The following is a 15,480-nucleotide window of genomic DNA, read 5'->3' as shown; positions in this document are numbered from 1 at the left end:
GGTAATTGTTTCCCATTTCTTCATTCCCCACTGGTCCCTAACGGTCGCGTGCCAATTAAGGTATCTTTGCCGACCGTTGAGGTTATGCCGACCTGGATGGTGGGAAACTCAACGATGAGGTTATAGTAGGTGTGAGCGGGTTTTTCGCGATCGATAATGGAGTGGGCAATTTGTTCTCGACGCTTTCGATCGATTTCTGTGGAAATGGGAAGGGACATTTTGACCACAAAATAGTGTGGCAGTCCGCTACCGATCGCAGTATCTACGCCGACGGTTGAGGTTATTCCTACCTGCAAAGGTTGTGTTAGTTCGTAGACGCGCACGCTTTCCTTTGGCAGTCCGGTGTAAGCCAGCAGCAATTTTTCCAACCCGCCCTTCGTGCCACGCTGTTGGTAAAGCGGGACTATACGACCGATAAATCGCCGCTTTTCCTTTTCTTCCCAGTCATCTCGTAGGGTCAGGGCAACCCAACCTGCTAGCCAAGGCAAAAATTCAGAGGGCGTATGTTCTGGGTCAAAATAGCGATCGAGTTGGGCGATCGATTCCTCCAATCCAGGTGTTGGAACTTTGTCGGAAACTTCCCCCAATCCGAGTAAGATGCGTTCAAATGCCAACAGGAATCGCCCCAAAAAGTTGGGTTGACCGGGTGCGCTGTTTTCTTGGAAAATGACAGGTAGGTAATTGAGTAGGCTGCTGGCTTGTCCGGGGCGATCGCTAAGTGGCATTGCTTCCCCCTCCTGTCAAAATCGTGATTTTTGACAGATCGAGGCGTGCTGCGGGTAAATGATGGTCGTACAATCGCAAACCAATTTGCTCTTTCTCCTTATTCTCTTCCTCCTTGTTAATGACTTCTGCCGCAACACAACGCTTGCTTTGGGGAGGACACTCGCTGCTTAACTCAATGTGGGGGATATAATCGATGCCTTCAACTTGTTCTAATAACTCGTAAAGTTCCGATACATAAACATTGCGCCCGAATGGCCAACCTTGCGAGTTAGAAGTGGGTAGGGGACTGAAAAAATCTTCGATCGCCTGCACAATTCGATCGCGCAAATCTTTGTCTAACGCATCGGGTTGGCGGACAACTTGAATTGTAGGGCTGATGGGGACGTAGATGGGACCGACAACGTGATGGCGAGTGGTGAGGAGGCGGCGATCGTTGAGATACTCCCAGAGGGCGTTGCGCTGTTCTTCGCTGGGTTGCAGTCCGAGTTCGTTGGGTGCGATCGCCCCCTCAGATGGGATAATAACGACGCTTACATGACCTGAGGCGGGTTCTTTGCGCTCTTTTTCGATGTTTTTCTCCAAATTGCGATCGACAACGCAGTAGGCGCGTTGAATGCGTCCTACTGTTCCTTTTCCTCCTTGTACTACTTGTAGTTGCCCAGTTTCTGTCAGCCAGCGGTTAAAATTCTCGGTACTCAGCCGTTCGTAATCCTCGCGCGTTACGGCACGATCGCCCGATCGCAGTCGCAAAACTGCCTCTCGGATTTCTGTTTGCAAATCTTGTGTTTGTATCCAATCTTCTCCATTTAAAAGTTTGAGAAATGCCCGCAAATTGTTATCCGTTACCCGGTTGAGCCGATAAATCTGCATCTCCGTCAGATAGGTGAACATCTCAATTATCGCGATGCCGGGATCTGAGGGGTTGTAGTTTGTCCATTTGGGCGCATAGTTGGGAATTTGAGCGATCGCTTCTTCTAGCAAATCTTTATACGTGCGATCGTCTAAGTTGGGCAGTTCTAGTGGCATAGCAGTTCCTCCTTATGATTCTTCAAAAACTAGATCTATCGCGTGTTTTCCAGAATGAACCAGAAACAGTCCCGTTTGTCGAATTGCTTTAACTTGTGTGGCATTTTTTTCTCCATTTACGGTTTGCTCGATTCTTAAACTGCGAACGTGGTCAACACCCGAAACCGATTCAATTTGCCTGTAAAAATCTGACTTGTAAGGTTCCCGCCCAAAGTCCCAGCCGTTCCCATCTACCCCACCCGTCACCGGATGCAGAAACCGGGTTAATTTTTGTTCGATGGCTTGTTCTACAGCACTCGCACCGTCTAGGGAAATGAGGGCAACTTCCGCAGCGACGCTGATGCAAATATAGAGAGGAGAAATAACGGAAAACTTTGCGGTAAGGGTACTGCTGGTGTTGAAAGCATTCCGAACCCGATCGAGAAGTTCCAGACTGGGTAGCGGTTTAGCTTCTAGCGATCGAGGCACGATAATAATGCTGGTATATCCCGGTACCACTTGACGATACTCGGAGAAATCTTCGCTCTCGGGACTCGGTGTAAGGTTACGTAAGGGAACGCATTTTGCTCTAGCCACTTCCGTCGAGGCTAACATAGCTAAATCTTCGTAATCTTCTAAGGTAACGGCTCGTCCTCCGTGACGGATTGTGCGTGGCATTCGCTCTTTTAAGGACTCCAAGGTTTCAGCATCTGCACCGCCTGTTGCTGGTTCTAGATTGGTGACTTTTTCGACATAGGGAATGGTGGTTTTAAGCTGCACGATCGTGTTAGCATTTTGGTTGCCAATTTTGCCGCCACCTGTTTGATAGCGCGCCATGCGAATGTTACCAATTCCTGTTAAAGGGATCATTCCATTTAACCCGTTGCCAAACTGAATTTCTCCGGTGATGTGGTTGAGGGTATAATGGCGATCGCGCCCTGCCGACGCATAAAAATCAGGAACTTCTTGCCACATTACCCAAATTTTATGCGCGTTTCCTGCCTCATCTCGCTCGACGATAATTGCATCATTTCCATATATCTTTTGGAGATTTTCTCCTTCGGTTGCCGATGGCATTTCTGGTTCGCGAACTTGTAGCGCTTGACCGTCCAGAATGGGCGCTCTGGTTGTCCGAAATTTCTGATTTTCCGTCCCGTCGCTAGAACCCAGAATTTCGTTGGCGATCGTAATGCTTTGCTTCGCAAAAGTCGTATTCAGGGCAAAGTATTGGACTTGCGGTTCAACGGCATAATTTCCTTGTAACTTCTGCACTCGCAACCAGTAACGTTCCGATTGCCCAAACTCAGTTTTGGGTTTAAAATCGGCTGGAACTAAAAATCGAATTAATCCCGATCGGGTAAAGTTTTCGGTTCCATCTTTCTCAAGGGTGAATTTTGACCAAGCTTGCCCGTTCCAGTATTGCCAAGACAACTGCAGGCGATCGGATTTTGCCCCGTCGTTCAAGTCTGCTAAGCGAACGAAAAGACTGAAGGGGCGATCGGGAAAATCACTCCTATTTTGAGGTAAGGTAAATCCCAGATAAAGAGATGAGTTTGTTTCTCTTGAAGACTTGAAAGGAAGAAATGGCTTTGTTAAATTCGTGCAATTTTCGTAGGTGAAATTATTGTAACTGTGACAGGAAGATAGAGGCTGTTTAGACCCAGAAGTATCATAGGTATAACTCAGCTTGAGAGACTTTAAGAACGGCGGTGAAAGTGGAGATACAACTGTGTTATTAGCCAGCCACACTCCGGTTCCGACTGGATGCGTATTTTGCAGGGCTGTTTTTAAGGTTAATCTGTTACTGGGGATATCGATCGATTCGATTTCTCGAAATTCCTGAGTATTCGTACCTGCGGCGATCTGGATGCGATCGTTGGGCATAAACCCTCTGATGCTGTTAACAGTAAGTAGTCCCTTGTTGTTGATATTTTGGCTAGTTTGATTAAGGGTTGTGATGGTAAAAACTTGACCGGCAACCGAGTCCTGACCGTAGTTTCCTCCGACGATCCGTATGCGAATCCAGTAATTTGTTTTACCATTTACTTCCCGCAAACCCATTGGCTTAGGTAGGGTAAAAGTAACTGACCCGCTTTGGAGAAATTTGACTGCTTCCGGGTTACTCGAATTGACCGATAACGGCTGCCAAGCACTCCCATTCCAAGCTTCCCAAGCGACTTGAATATTACCAGTTGGGTTGACAGGAACCGTGTCACTCATAGTAATGTTGACGGTAACAGTAGCTGCTCCTTTGGAAAAGACTTCCTGACTGGCGAGGTAGAAAGCATTGTTGAGGTGAGGGGTTTCGCCAAAGGGATAAAAATCGTTGGTTAGATCGAGAGGTATGGTGTTGTTAAAAGCAAGATCGGGCAATAAATTGCTTCGATCCACCCGAATACTGGCTTGGATGGATTGAATGGAGGGTAGGGTTGAAGAATCTGCGAGGACAGACCGATTTAGCTGTACTTTAATCCAAGAGGCTGCTATGCTGTCAATCAATCGCGTAACTGGAATGGGACAGTTAGGAATTGATACTTTCCACTCTCCATCTATTGAGGAGGTTACTGATAGAGGCCGCCAATTTTTGCCATCCCAATAAGACCAAATTAGAGGCAATTGTGCTAACGAGTTCACCTGAGAAGATTGAATCGTGAAGGTGACGGTTTTGGGAATCGGTAGAGTTAAAAGTTCATCGCAAGCTAGATAAAGACTGTGTTCGATCTGGCGATCGCCGCGAAAGACAAAACCTTCAACTGAATCGTTGGCAGTTAGCCAAGAGGTGCGATCGCTCCACTTATCTTGTTGGGGATCGTGCACAAAAATAGAGGAGATTTGGACAGAGGTAACGACTAATTCACCTTCGGTTTCAAAAATAATCGGCTCTTTTTCTCCTTCCCCTGGCGGTGCTGCGACTTGAGTTCCCGCAGGCACGATCGCATTGACTGTACTCCCCTTCGCTAAAGAAAAAGTGAGCGGAACTCGTGCGGGTTGTGGTGGCAAACGGGAAGCCCCTAATAAATTCAGAAATGCCAATAAGTTTTTATCGGGGACGCGATCGAGTCGCTGAATAATAATTTCGCAGAAGCGAGAAAATACACCAATTATCCCCGCAGAAATACCTTGAGATTTTCGCTGTCCCGTTGCTGGATCGGTATCGAACTCTTTCCATTCGGGTGCATAAACTTCCAGCAATGTTTGTATCTGTTCGGTGATGACTGCTGCGGTGCGATCGTCAATTTTAGGAGCAGGTTTTACCATCAGCCGGAACTCCTTTCTAAATAAAAGGGATACACTAAATTAAAAACGTTATTGGTTGCCCGTACTCGATAGTCAATATTAATCAGCAGGACGTTGCCATTATTCGCAAGTTGAAGTTCTGCTTCTCCATTCTGAGTGTTACTGAACATTCTGCTATTGACGCGGACATCGACAACATCAATGCGCGGTTCAAATACGAGCAAGGCTTCTTGAACTGCCTGAGAAATTCTCCCGGCTGTAGACGATGTATTTGTTTCAAATACCAAGTCATAAATTCCGCAACCAAAGTCGGGACGCATCACCCGTTCGCCTTTTGCCGTTCCGAGAATCATCAAAATAGACTGGCGCACGCTTTCTTCATAGTCAGCAGAGTTGAGGTTTCCCTCCCCACTCAAACTAATGGGAAATCCGACACCGCGTCCTAGAAAAAGTTTAGACATTCTTGCTTCCTCGCTAACCGATAAATACAGTGCAAACTGCAATAACTTTTCCGATCGGTAAGTCCGCCGGGTCGTTACAAGTGAGGGCGCTATCGCCATTTCTTGCCGCCATTTTGCCGTTGATTTTGACGGTAGGACTGCCTATGTTGATAGTGGCTTTATTGCTTGGAGGTTTTTGAAACGCGGTTCCAGGCGGCGTTGGAGTATGAGGTGGCGTATTGTCCGCCGTACTGTCTGCCGTTGCGGCTGCCATTCCCATAATGTTGACATTGCTACTGAGGCTGCCATTGATAATGCCTGTAAAGGGGTGAGACAAAGGTGTGGGTACAGGTGAACCGGGTGGCGCTGGAACCATGACAATGTGCGTGTCTGCCGCAATAATTTTGTCGCCTTGTTTTGCTGCGGGTTGTCCCATAAGTGAATCCTCTTCTTGTTTAGATAAATTAATTGAACTTAATTGAGGTTTATCGTTGCACCTTTGAGATTCATCGCGGCGTTTGCGTTTATATCCATCCCCGCACTCGCTTCTATCTTTGTATCAACCGACGATTTGATTTCAAGGTTTTGAGCTTCAATTTTGGTATCGGCTGAAGATTTTATTGAGATTGTTTGCGCGTCTAACTCGATCGCACCTTGAGGCGCTGAAAGTTTAATGTCTTTATTGGTCGTAATTTTAATCGTGTTATTGGCCGTATCAAAAACAATGCTATTTTTTTGACTTTTATCGATAATTTCTATCTTTTCATTTCCGTCTTTATCGTTTAACCGAATGACATGACCGCTGCGAGAAACGATCGATCGAACATGATTTCCCCCATCTTCGTTCTTTTCGGGCGGTGCATCCTTCCCATTCCACAAAGCACCCAAAATGTAAGGAAATCTCAAGTCTCCTCGTTCAAAGGCCACGAGAACTTCGTCGTCCACTTCTGGTAGAAAGTAGGCGCCTCTATTGTTCCCTGCCATTGGTGCGGCAATTCTGGCCCAGGTGCTTTCATCTTCTTGACTGAGCCAGGGAAATTTAACTTTGACTCGACCTAAATTTTCAGGGTCTTGATTATTGGTAACAATGCCAATGACCACCCCTTGAATTGGCGCAATATTAGCTTTGCCCTTTCCCGAATCTAAGAGTGCATTCAATAATTCCATTTTAGGTTTCCTGTATCATAACAATATAAATTTTGAATGTGCAAAATCTGGAATTTTGTTGACATTTTGTAACAAAAACAGAATCTACATATTCTGTAGAAACGTGGCGGTTAAAACCGCTGCTACAGAATCAAAACCCACCTCTGTGGGTTTGAGAAAGTCCGCGAAGGTGGAATTCGTTTCTGCAGGCAAGGCAGTGTGGCTTTGGGGGTTTCTCCCATGAACAACTGCCGCGCAAATTCTATTTGCCCACTAATTCTATAGCCATCTAACATACAACCTCTTTTAAATTGCATTTCTCTTCACCGTAAACTGGGTATAATAGCCCTTAGCAGGTTGATAGCGATGCCTCACCGCAGTTAGATAATATTGACCGCTAAACTGCTCGCTAACCCCCTCTATTTTGATGACTTTTCCGGCTTTCAAATCCGTTCTACCAAAACAAACTCCTTCACCAGAAATCAACTCTAGAGCAATTTGATTAAACTTCGCTTCCGCCAGGCGATCGGCTTCAGCTTGCGTTGCGACGGGGCGATCGCTCATTCCTTTCACACTTTTTTTTCCAAAGGCAGATTCTGCCAGTCCTGCCCCTAAAGTTTGTCCGCCCATTTTGCTCACTTCAGAACCACTTCTGGCTTGACTAACCACTTCTTGTTTCTCCTTAAAATTCCAACCGCGTACTGCAACTTCACTCACTTGCTGCGCCACAGAAAGGCGCGGATAAAATTCTAGTAAATCTTGTGCGAGAGATATGGTGACAATTTCGCTTTGCGCGTTACCAACCGGACGAAAAAATAGGGTTTTATTTTCAACCACCACCTCATATTGAATATTTCGGGCACGTTCTTGCAAAAATGCCCAATCGGTTCGCTCGGCTTGAATCACGTAATCGTGTATGACTTGACTATCTTTAACTTGCGCGGTTAACTGTGCTTCTACCGCAATTTTGGAGGCGATATCGCTATCTTTTTGTTGGGTGAACGTTCGCGTTTTAGAACCGCGTTGCAATCGGTGGCGGCGATCGAATCCGCGTAAGGTAAGACTGGGCGCTCGATTCTGGGCAAATTCGGGTTCTAAGCTGGTAATTTCACCGACGATAATGGTTGCCAAATCGTTGGCATATCCCATACGAATTTCCACTTCATTACCAATCGCAAAAATGCGATCGTTCATCCATTCCATTTCTGCGGCGCGACTGGCAGAACCCGATATTGCGATCGCAAACATACTGGGAAACATGACATCTTCTTCAATCGCGACTTCAATGACATGAGACTCCATCTCCACCGACAGCGGCGAACCGTTGATGAGAATATCAAAATCGGGAACAAGTGGACCACTAGGTTGAGGAATGGGCATATAATATTACCAATTACCGAATTTTAGGAATTGTGAGTCTGCGTCCTACTTCTAAATAGCGCGGATCGTCAATATTATTGGCTTCTGCAATAATTCGCCAACGAGTTGGATCGCGATATAATTCTGCCGCAATATTGCTAAGGCTATCTCCTCCTCTAATAACGTGAGTTGTTAATTCTGGATCGGTTCGCAACTTATCCAATTTGGGATCGAGAAACTCGATTAAGGTGACCGTTAAATTAGCGCGAACAGGCGTGCCATCTCGTTTGAACTGGACAAACTTTTGCGTCAGGCTGCTAATTGCACCCACAAATGGAAAATCAGAACCAACAGGAGATTTTCCCCAGGCAATTTCGCAGACTCTCGGTTGATCTTCATCTCGTTCGATGCGGGTGAGGGTGACAATTTTATTGGTTTCTTCTCGCACATCCTGAATGACAATTTTTTGACCGTTTCTTTCAATGGGTGCAGTGACATCAAAAAACAATTCCAAACTCAATTGACGACTTCCACCACCACCAAAGGAAATAATCGGTGCATTCACCTTACTTTGTGTTTTTGCCCCTCCGCCACCGCCAGAGTTTTGTGGTGGACTCCAAGTGACGGCTTTGGCAATCGAATAAGATTCCGGATTAAATAGCACGGGAATGGGTGCTAATCGTTCGTACCGATCGCCTTTTTTGGCGAAGGGTGTTATCGTTAATTTGGCTAATCCCGGACTCATGAATTTAACCCCCGACGTTCGCGTTCTACAATCATCTGGCGACCCAGAATTCGACTCACTTGTTCGGCAATTTCAGCAACATCTACCTCACCGCTAGCAGGAGTTGCTGCGGGTGGCGCGGCAGGTGGAATCGCCGGAGTTGGGGGTTCCGCCGGTGCAGCAATGTCTTCTTGCCGTTGAATCAAAGTCGGCTTGACAAAGGGAGGCGAAAAGTTGCCCTCGCTGCTGACTCCCCTTTCTTGATTTCCCGATATTGAAGAACCTGATATTGGAGAACCTGATTTGGGAGAGAGAGAAAGAAATTTCGACTGCACAATGGGTGAGGCGATCGAAGAGAGTTGGGTAGCGGAGATTTTAACTTTGGGTAAATTAACACTGGGTAAAGATTCCGTCTTTAGAAACGGAGAAACTGGAGTTCGATCGTTTTCTTGTAGTTCTGAAGTCTCGGCAAAAGAGTCGGAACTTTGAGGCGAGCGCATCAATACTTTCTTCTCTAAAGAAGACTCTATCGGTTGCATTGGTTTTACTTTAAAATTTTCTGATTTAACAGTGGGTAAAACATCTATTTTCTGAGAGATAATATCGGCTTCCTTTTGGATTTGAGGGTTTTGAGTTGGCGTAGAAAGCGATCGCCGGATTTTTCCTAGAGAATGAGATTCCGGTTGCTGAATCGGGATTGCGACTTTGATTGTCGGCAAAACATCCGCCGTGCGATCGCGGATTTGACTAGAATCAACTAAACTTTCTACCATTTCCGGTTGCCTGTTGCTTGTTGCTTGTTGTCTCCCACTATCAAAATATACGTCAGATTTGGTTTGAACTGAAATCGGAGAATTCACCGTACTTGCTGGGGTTTGAGAGGGTTCAATTTGGGTATCGGGTGAAGATTCTGCACGCATCAATTTAGTTTCTGCATTCAATTGTGTCCCCGTCGATTCGCTGATAGATTGAGAGATTGTTGGAAAAATTGTTGAAGGGATTGCTCGCCGACTGACTCGAAACTGTTCCGATCTCGCAGTTGTAGAGGGGATTTCTGGTGTTGGTGTTTCTTTCCGCTGGATAGAAGATGGCGCAGTTGGAGTGACCTTTGGAGGGGATGAGATTGCACGTTCTGGGACGGTTTCCATATGCGAGTCAAGTGTCTGTATCTGCGATCGCTCATCCGCATAAGTTTCCCCTATATCATCCGAGACAACTCGCTGTGCCATCTCATAGTGAACCCCACCTGGACTCTCAGTTCGCTGTCCGTTGAACCGTGAAACCCATTCCGGCGAGCTAGCTTTCTCCACTTGATAGCGCGATTGAATTTGTGCAGGTAAATCCGATCGTTGTATCAGTCGTGTTGTCAGGGTTTGAGTGCGATCGGCATGACAGTGAAGTTGCTGGGTATTAATCGCCCCATAAGGTTGCAATAATCGCTGGTGCAAGCGCTGCAAAATTGCTGGTGAAGTCGAAGCATTCACCGCTTGCTGTTCGTTTCCTCCGACTGATAAAGGCTCATTCATTTTAGATGTTAGATTTTAGATTTTGGTTTTTATGGAAGATCGGGCGGTTGAAACCGCGACTACAGGATCGAAACCCACCTACCTGGGTTAAGAAATTGATTAGTCCGCATAGGCGGACTTTGATTTGAGTAGGCGTGAATTCCATTCGCCAACCTCTCAACTATCAACTCTCAACTATCAACTCTCAACTATTAACTACTCCTCCTCATTCAATCGCCGATTAATTTGGGCAACTTCCTCCACCCAGCGCCGCCGTTCTGAGTGTTCCATATCCATGAGTAATTCCGGATTCCAGTGAAAGTGATAAGCAACATAGGCTACCTCCTCATAAATGCGATCGAGGGGGTAGCCTAAAATTCCCCCGGTTGGTCTAACTCCACAGCAAATGCTTGCTGACAGTGAGGACACAACACCTCAATAGATCTCGTTCCGTTGCTATTCATGCGGTTGTATAGCTCCTGCAAATAAGCCAGATCGGCGGCAAATAAACTCTCAATAATTTTCGGGTTAATTGCCTCTAAAGAACCGAGGCGCGTGACGACCCGCGACAGCAAAATCACGATTAAATAAGCTGGATTTGCTTGTACGCGAGGGTCTTTCAACGGTTGAATTTCATCTGTACCAGTGGCTAACCGCATCACGCCTTCGCGGTGCAGATTTCCCTCCGCATCTATATAACCCATTGGCAGTGTAAATTCGTACTCGGTTCGAAACATAGATACGATTTTAGAGTTTGGATTTTGTCAGGACTAACGCAAATTTTCCTTTGAAGCACATCTTTAGAGGCAAATGACATTTGCACTCGCTATATGTAATTGTCTATGCCTAAGTCCTGTTTGTGAAAAGAAGTCGAGCGGGGTTTAAGCCCCTTTCCAAAATTGAGGGAGAGGGGTTTGTGAGGGCTAATTCCCCACTACTTAAGCCCTTTCCATTCGTTCGCACACCACCGTTAGCGTATCGATCGCCGTATCGTTTCCCTTAGCATTAAAACCTGGGCCAGCGTACTTGCTCGGCCAAGCACTAAAGAAGTTCCAGCGCACCTTTTCCTCACCCTTATCGTTGAAAGTGACTATCGAACCATTCTTGCGCTGTATATCGCCGTTAACTGCGGCTAAATGCCAGTCATACAGCTCTCTGGAGTCCGTAATTCCCCACTTCAATGTAATATCAGAATATTTTGCCATTCCCGATAGTTTGCGAGCGGTTGTTGGATCGCCTCCTTCCCGATATTCCACCACTTGAACTTCCGAACCAAAGCCGGTACATTCAGAAAAGCCAGCTTGAATAATGCCATCAATTTCCACAAGAAATCGAAAGTTTTTATACGGATCTACTCTCGCCATGAGTTATTCTCCTTTTTTGAATGGTGAAAGGTTGAACGTTGAATTTACAGCAGTCCTCTTAGGGGTTGTGTTATCCATCCAAGCCATAATCTTTGTCGTGCGAGCTGAAGAACTAGCGTGGAAGGTTATAACCGGTTTGGGATTGCTATATTAACTACCTGTAATCTGTTGAATGCGGAAAATCACAAATTCAGCCGGTTTGACGATCGCCACACCAATTTCTGTCACCACTTGTCCCCGTTCTCGCACATCAGATGGGTTGGTTTCGGCATCGCACTTGACAAAAAAGGCTTGCTTTGGTGTATCGCCAAACAACGCCCCATCGCGCCATTGTCCTAATAGAAAATCGCTGACATTGCGAACGATCTGCTGCCACAACGATTTACTATTGGGTTCAAATACAGCAAATTGAGTTCCGTCATCGATTGACTCGCGCAAGAAGTTAAATAAGCGGCGCGTGCTAATGTATTTAAACTCAGCATTGGCATCGCCACCCATCGTCCGTGCACCCCAAATTTTGATGTTGCCACCGAAGGCACGAAGGACATTAACTCCACCTGGATTGAGCAAGCTTTGATCGGCTTGAGTCAGGCGATATTCGACATCCAATGCACCGCGAATTCCTTCATTAGCAGGTGCTTTATAAACGCCCCGCTCGCTATCGACGCGAGCATAAACTCCAGCAATATATCCGCTAGGAGGAACGATTACAGTGCCATCGCTGCCAGGTTTGAGGATTTTTTGAACTGGGTCATCAACCTTAATCCAAGGAAAGTAAATGGCTCCGTAGGTACTATCTTTAGTAGCAGCTTGAATCAGTTCTTTGGTAAAGGCTTTGGGATTTTGTTGCCCGTCCAGAATTGCCACTCGATCTTTCAGGTTTTCGCAATGAACGAGAACGGCTTCTTGTTCCGCTTCGGTCGTAATTCCTGGAATGGCGACGATCGCAATTTCATCGATTGCCGCGAATCGGGCTAGCGCAGCTTCCAGACCGTTTTTATCCTTAATCCGAATGACATAACAAGTTGTCCCACCATTGTTAAAGAAACCGTAGACGGCATGGGCGAGTTTGTTTTGATCCAAATCGGTGGAAAAGTCGCCAAAAAACTCTTTAAATTTGCTGAAATTCGTACACAGTTTCTCTTGTTTCTCGGCAGCGACTGTCAAGGTAGAAATGACTGTATAATCGGCAGTAATCTTCGCATCTTTAACTGGCGCTGTATTGAACGTGACGGTTGATTCTTTTTTCTGACCGTCGTTGGTAAGGGTTACTGTTGCTGCCGTACCGTTGACGTAGACTTTAAAGGTTTCGGCGGTGGTGTCAACGGGATATTTTTGTAACTTAAACGCTTTAACCGTGTCATCTCCTGTGGCAACCTTTTCATTTCTGACAGCTTCGATCGGAATTGTGAGTGTATCTGGCACAATCCCGATAAACCCTGCTGTACTCGTTCCTACACCCGCGATCGGACGGGCGCTAGGTGGAACTTCTTCAACATAAACACCGGGAGATAGGTACTGTGGCATAGATTTACTCCGAGTTAATAGTTAATGGGTAATGGGTAATAGAACAAACCCCAAATCACACGCGCACGTTATATTGACTTGCAGTCAGGGGAGGAACGGTTATTGGGAAATCTCGATCGGTGATGTTGGGTCGCTTCACTCGTAAGATATAGGTCTGGGCAGGAACCGCGCTGAATCTGTAGCAGCCCTCGGCATCCGTGGTTACAGAGACGTTCCGTTCGACTAATGTGACGGTTGCATCTACGATCGGTTTGTTGCTCGCATCGGTGACTTGTCCGCCAAATTGGTAGCCAATTTCCCCGTTCAGACTCAGTTTGTGAGCGATCGCGATCGGTAGGGTTTCAGCGTCGGCGGAACTCAGAGAAAGTGTCACCCGGATGGCGATCGAGGCTCTCAAAGGGCTACTCAGCGCCGTCCAAAATTCCGCAGGGTTTTTGAGTCCGTCAGCGGCGGAAATCGTCAGTGGCAGAGGGGGTTCTTGTCCTCCCAGACCCCCCTGCAAAAAGGGTTCGGGAATCGTTGGGTAGCGTGCAAACAATTGCAGCACCTGGCTCAAAAGCTGGTGTTCTTGCAGGGCAATTTCCATCCCTCCCACGGGCCATGCCGTAATCAGATAGGTGCAATCGACTCGCATGGCGGGACGGCGAAGAGTCGCCATTCCACTGCTGAAATCGATTTCAAGGTCCGGTTCGTTGCTCCGCAGTTCTAAATTTTCCCGAATGTCGTAGAGGAAGAGATCGATCGTGGTTGTTTGGGGATTAAATTGTTCGATCGGGCGATCGAATGCAATCTCTGCCGATGCAAGAGGTTCGGGTAAACCGGGCTGGTCTAAAAGCGCTCTCAGGGTTTGGCTCAAGTCTTGAATCATGGTTTTCTGATGAAAGACTCGCATGAACAAGTGGCGATCAAAACAGATTGATTCGATCGGGAATCTTTTCTTAGATGATCCAATGATTCGGAATTGGCAATTCGTCAAAAGCGATACAAATTCCCATCAATTGGAATGGTAATAAGCTGTTTGAGATTTAAATGGAAAAGTATAGTCCAACATTAAAACTCCATTTCTACCGAAATGACTCGGATAAAAATTAGCAAAACTCCTGATGGAAGACAATTGGGTGATTGGGGTGTATTGAATCTCTCCCATAAGTGTTGTAGAACAGGCAGGATGCCTGTTCTTGACCGTATTTTTGGGATAAGTCTATTGTAATCAGATTTATACTAGCAGATATTAATTCAACTTTTGGAGATTGTGCTCCGGTCTTTACAAAAGTATTAACTTTGGATGTTTTCGCAATTTTCAAACTTCAGCCCTGGCTTAACAGGTAAATGATCCATAGAAGTAGCTTTGTCTTTGAGAATATAGATTATTGGAGTTTAGACTAAGCAGGTCAAAAACTGCGATAGCTTTGAGACTAGCGAACAGTTCTCAAGAACGGCAATGGTCGCTGGCAACCAGCTATCAGACTCAACCATAAGATAGATGCCAGCGACCGTCAACGTTCTGGGAGACTTGCAACAGAAAAAAACTGTCTGCGATAGTTTCAACAGACAGCGTAAGGGTAGAAGATTGAGAATGCAGCTAAAAATCTGAAATCTACCTGCCATGAAGTTTGAACAATTACGGGAATTTCGTCAACTTGCTTATGAATGTCTCGGCAATGCCAAAGACGCCACCTTTGAACCGCGTGGTTAGGCATTAGGGATGGACGATGGAAGTGGACAGACTTCCATAGCTTGAATCAAGCTGTGTTCAAAGGGAATCGATGACCCACGTGCTCATCGGCAAGAACTGATCCAACTTCGTCACGCACGACCTGATGCACATCGACCAAAATGCGCCCGACCTCCTCCGAGTAAAAAGAAATCGGCTCGATGTGCGGATTGATCTCGCTCCATTGCTCTGTCCAGTAAGCGCGAACTTCTTGAGCCCCACGGACAAAACCACGTTTGAACGCTTTCGGCTTTCGCCACGTCCGGAGTCATGAGGGCAAGGGCAGCGTCAATGTCTAGCGCGTTGAAGGCGGAGGATGCCGCACGGAACAGCTCGATTAGGAGTGCAGGTTGATCTGACATAAGAGGTATGGTGGAGGAGATGCAGTAAGGACTAATAATTTATTGTACAGAGTTAAAGTTTAATTATTCCTTGACCTAGCTTTCGCGATTCCAAGTCTTGGATGGGCAAATTTGAGTTTCCCCCCTATCCGTTTATAGAAATTGTGGCTTCCTTATTCGCTATCGATTTACCGGGGAATCAACCAGGGGCGTTGCACAGTTGTGGTATGCTGAGCGCTAACAATCAACGAAAATTCAGCTATGATTTGTCCTGAATGTCAATCTAGTAATCTCAGGGTAAGCTCATCTAATTTAGTATAAATTGTACTTGACAAAAAACCGCAAATAGACTCGATCTCTGTGAACCGAACTCAAACCTATAATCAAGTTTG

15 protein-coding genes are annotated in these 15,480 nt (G+C 46.2%); 1 reads left to right on the top strand and 14 read right to left on the bottom strand.

Annotated features, from left to right (window positions below):
• Positions 1–20 precede the first annotated feature (20 nt).
• From QUB56_RS29595 to QUB56_RS29545, 12 genes are all read right to left on the bottom strand, one after another.
• Positions 21–725: a phage tail protein gene (locus QUB56_RS29595; protein ID WP_332959905.1), complete on the bottom strand. Its 705-nt coding sequence runs from the start codon at positions 723–725 to the stop codon at positions 21–23.
• Complete coding sequence (locus tag QUB56_RS29590) at positions 715–1,752, bottom strand: hypothetical protein (protein WP_332959903.1); 1,038 nt, start codon at positions 1,750–1,752, stop codon at positions 715–717. The genes QUB56_RS29595 and QUB56_RS29590 overlap by 11 nt, the downstream gene beginning before the upstream one ends.
• Before the next feature lie 12 nt (positions 1,753–1,764).
• Entirely contained in the window at positions 1,765–4,989 is a 3,225-nt protein-coding gene (locus QUB56_RS29585; RefSeq protein WP_332959901.1) for a putative baseplate assembly protein, read from the bottom strand.
• The gene (locus tag QUB56_RS29580) at positions 4,989–5,429 is read right to left on the bottom strand and encodes a GPW/gp25 family protein (RefSeq protein ID WP_332959899.1); all 441 of its coding nucleotides are present in this window, start codon (positions 5,427–5,429) and stop codon (positions 4,989–4,991) included. Before QUB56_RS29580 ends, QUB56_RS29585 begins: the two co-directional genes overlap by 1 nt.
• A gap of 13 nt (positions 5,430–5,442) precedes the next feature.
• Entirely contained in the window at positions 5,443–5,844 is a 402-nt protein-coding gene (locus tag QUB56_RS29575; protein WP_332959897.1) for a PAAR domain-containing protein, read from the bottom strand.
• Between the two features lie 38 nt (positions 5,845–5,882).
• Positions 5,883–6,575, bottom strand: coding sequence for a phage baseplate assembly protein V (locus QUB56_RS29570; RefSeq protein WP_332959895.1), 693 nt, complete (start codon positions 6,573–6,575; stop codon positions 5,883–5,885).
• A gap of 285 nt (positions 6,576–6,860) precedes the next feature.
• Positions 6,861–7,934 (bottom strand): contractile injection system protein, VgrG/Pvc8 family, encoded by a 1,074-nt coding sequence (locus QUB56_RS29565; RefSeq protein WP_332959894.1) that lies wholly within the window; start codon positions 7,932–7,934, stop codon positions 6,861–6,863.
• 13 nt (positions 7,935–7,947) lie between these two features.
• Entirely contained in the window at positions 7,948–8,658 is a 711-nt protein-coding gene (locus QUB56_RS29560) for a CIS tube protein (RefSeq protein WP_332959891.1), read from the bottom strand.
• A complete protein-coding gene (locus QUB56_RS29555) occupies positions 8,655–10,163 on the bottom strand; it encodes a hypothetical protein (protein ID WP_332959889.1) in 1,509 nt (502 codons plus the stop codon). The genes QUB56_RS29560 and QUB56_RS29555 overlap by 4 nt, the downstream gene beginning before the upstream one ends.
• Before the next feature lie 195 nt (positions 10,164–10,358).
• Complete coding sequence (locus QUB56_RS37450; RefSeq protein ID WP_445243416.1) at positions 10,359–10,571, bottom strand: DUF6760 family protein; 213 nt, start codon at positions 10,569–10,571, stop codon at positions 10,359–10,361.
• Positions 10,514–10,879 (bottom strand): phage tail assembly protein, encoded by a 366-nt coding sequence (locus QUB56_RS29550; RefSeq protein ID WP_332959887.1) that lies wholly within the window; start codon positions 10,877–10,879, stop codon positions 10,514–10,516. The genes QUB56_RS37450 and QUB56_RS29550 overlap by 58 nt, the downstream gene beginning before the upstream one ends.
• A 201-nt stretch (positions 10,880–11,080) precedes the next feature.
• On the bottom strand, positions 11,081–11,506 hold the full coding sequence (locus QUB56_RS29545; RefSeq protein WP_332959886.1) for a phage tail protein: 426 nt from the start codon (positions 11,504–11,506) through the stop codon (positions 11,081–11,083).
• On the opposite strand from QUB56_RS29545, the gene QUB56_RS29540 reads away from it, so the two are divergent.
• On the top strand, positions 11,505–11,660 hold the full coding sequence (locus tag QUB56_RS29540; RefSeq protein WP_332959885.1) for a hypothetical protein: 156 nt from the start codon (positions 11,505–11,507) through the stop codon (positions 11,658–11,660). The two genes, QUB56_RS29545 and QUB56_RS29540, sit on opposite strands and share 2 nt — an antisense overlap.
• Here QUB56_RS29540 and QUB56_RS29535 read toward each other — a convergent pair.
• Both QUB56_RS29535 and QUB56_RS29530 read right to left on the bottom strand, forming a co-directional pair.
• The gene (locus QUB56_RS29535) at positions 11,657–13,033 is read right to left on the bottom strand and encodes a phage tail sheath subtilisin-like domain-containing protein (RefSeq protein WP_332959884.1); all 1,377 of its coding nucleotides are present in this window, start codon (positions 13,031–13,033) and stop codon (positions 11,657–11,659) included. The genes QUB56_RS29540 and QUB56_RS29535 overlap by 4 nt on opposite strands.
• A gap of 55 nt (positions 13,034–13,088) precedes the next feature.
• A complete protein-coding gene (locus tag QUB56_RS29530) occupies positions 13,089–13,901 on the bottom strand; it encodes a Pvc16 family protein (RefSeq protein ID WP_332959882.1) in 813 nt (270 codons plus the stop codon).
• Positions 13,902–15,480: the final 1,579 nt, after the last annotated feature.

It is taken from the genome of Microcoleus sp. AR_TQ3_B6 (genome assembly GCF_036702785.1).
In the GTDB taxonomy this organism is placed as follows: Bacteria; Cyanobacteriota; Cyanobacteriia; order Cyanobacteriales; family Microcoleaceae; genus Microcoleus.
The sequence above is the reverse complement of the archived record's forward strand: the minus strand, read 5'-3'. Positions and strand labels throughout refer to the sequence as shown.

Bases quoted from the DNA above. Each gene is read 5' to 3' on its own strand.
- QUB56_RS29595 (WP_332959905.1), bottom strand. From the start codon at position 725: ATGCCACTTAGCGATCGCCCCGGACAAGCCAGCAGCCTACTCAATTAC.
- QUB56_RS29590 (WP_332959903.1), bottom strand. From the start codon at position 1,752: ATGCCACTAGAACTGCCCAACTTAGACGATCGCACGTATAAAGATTTG.
- QUB56_RS29585 (WP_332959901.1), bottom strand. From the start codon at position 4,989: ATGGTAAAACCTGCTCCTAAAATTGACGATCGCACCGCAGCAGTCATC.
- QUB56_RS29580 (WP_332959899.1), bottom strand. From the start codon at position 5,429: ATGTCTAAACTTTTTCTAGGACGCGGTGTCGGATTTCCCATTAGTTTG.
- QUB56_RS29575 (WP_332959897.1), bottom strand. From the start codon at position 5,844: ATGGGACAACCCGCAGCAAAACAAGGCGACAAAATTATTGCGGCAGAC.
- QUB56_RS29570 (WP_332959895.1), bottom strand. From the start codon at position 6,575: ATGGAATTATTGAATGCACTCTTAGATTCGGGAAAGGGCAAAGCTAAT.
- QUB56_RS29565 (WP_332959894.1), bottom strand. From the start codon at position 7,934: ATGCCCATTCCTCAACCTAGTGGTCCACTTGTTCCCGATTTTGATATT.
- QUB56_RS29560 (WP_332959891.1), bottom strand. From the start codon at position 8,658: ATGAGTCCGGGATTAGCCAAATTAACGATAACACCCTTCGCCAAAAAA.
- QUB56_RS29555 (WP_332959889.1), bottom strand. From the start codon at position 10,163: ATGAATGAGCCTTTATCAGTCGGAGGAAACGAACAGCAAGCGGTGAAT.
- QUB56_RS29550 (WP_332959887.1), bottom strand. From the start codon at position 10,879: ATGTTTCGAACCGAGTACGAATTTACACTGCCAATGGGTTATATAGAT.
- QUB56_RS29540 (WP_332959885.1), top strand. From the start codon at position 11,505: ATGAGTTATTCTCCTTTTTTGAATGGTGAAAGGTTGAACGTTGAATTT.
- QUB56_RS29545 (WP_332959886.1), bottom strand. From the start codon at position 11,506: ATGGCGAGAGTAGATCCGTATAAAAACTTTCGATTTCTTGTGGAAATT.
- QUB56_RS29535 (WP_332959884.1), bottom strand. From the start codon at position 13,033: ATGCCACAGTACCTATCTCCCGGTGTTTATGTTGAAGAAGTTCCACCT.
- QUB56_RS29530 (WP_332959882.1), bottom strand. From the start codon at position 13,901: ATGATTCAAGACTTGAGCCAAACCCTGAGAGCGCTTTTAGACCAGCCC.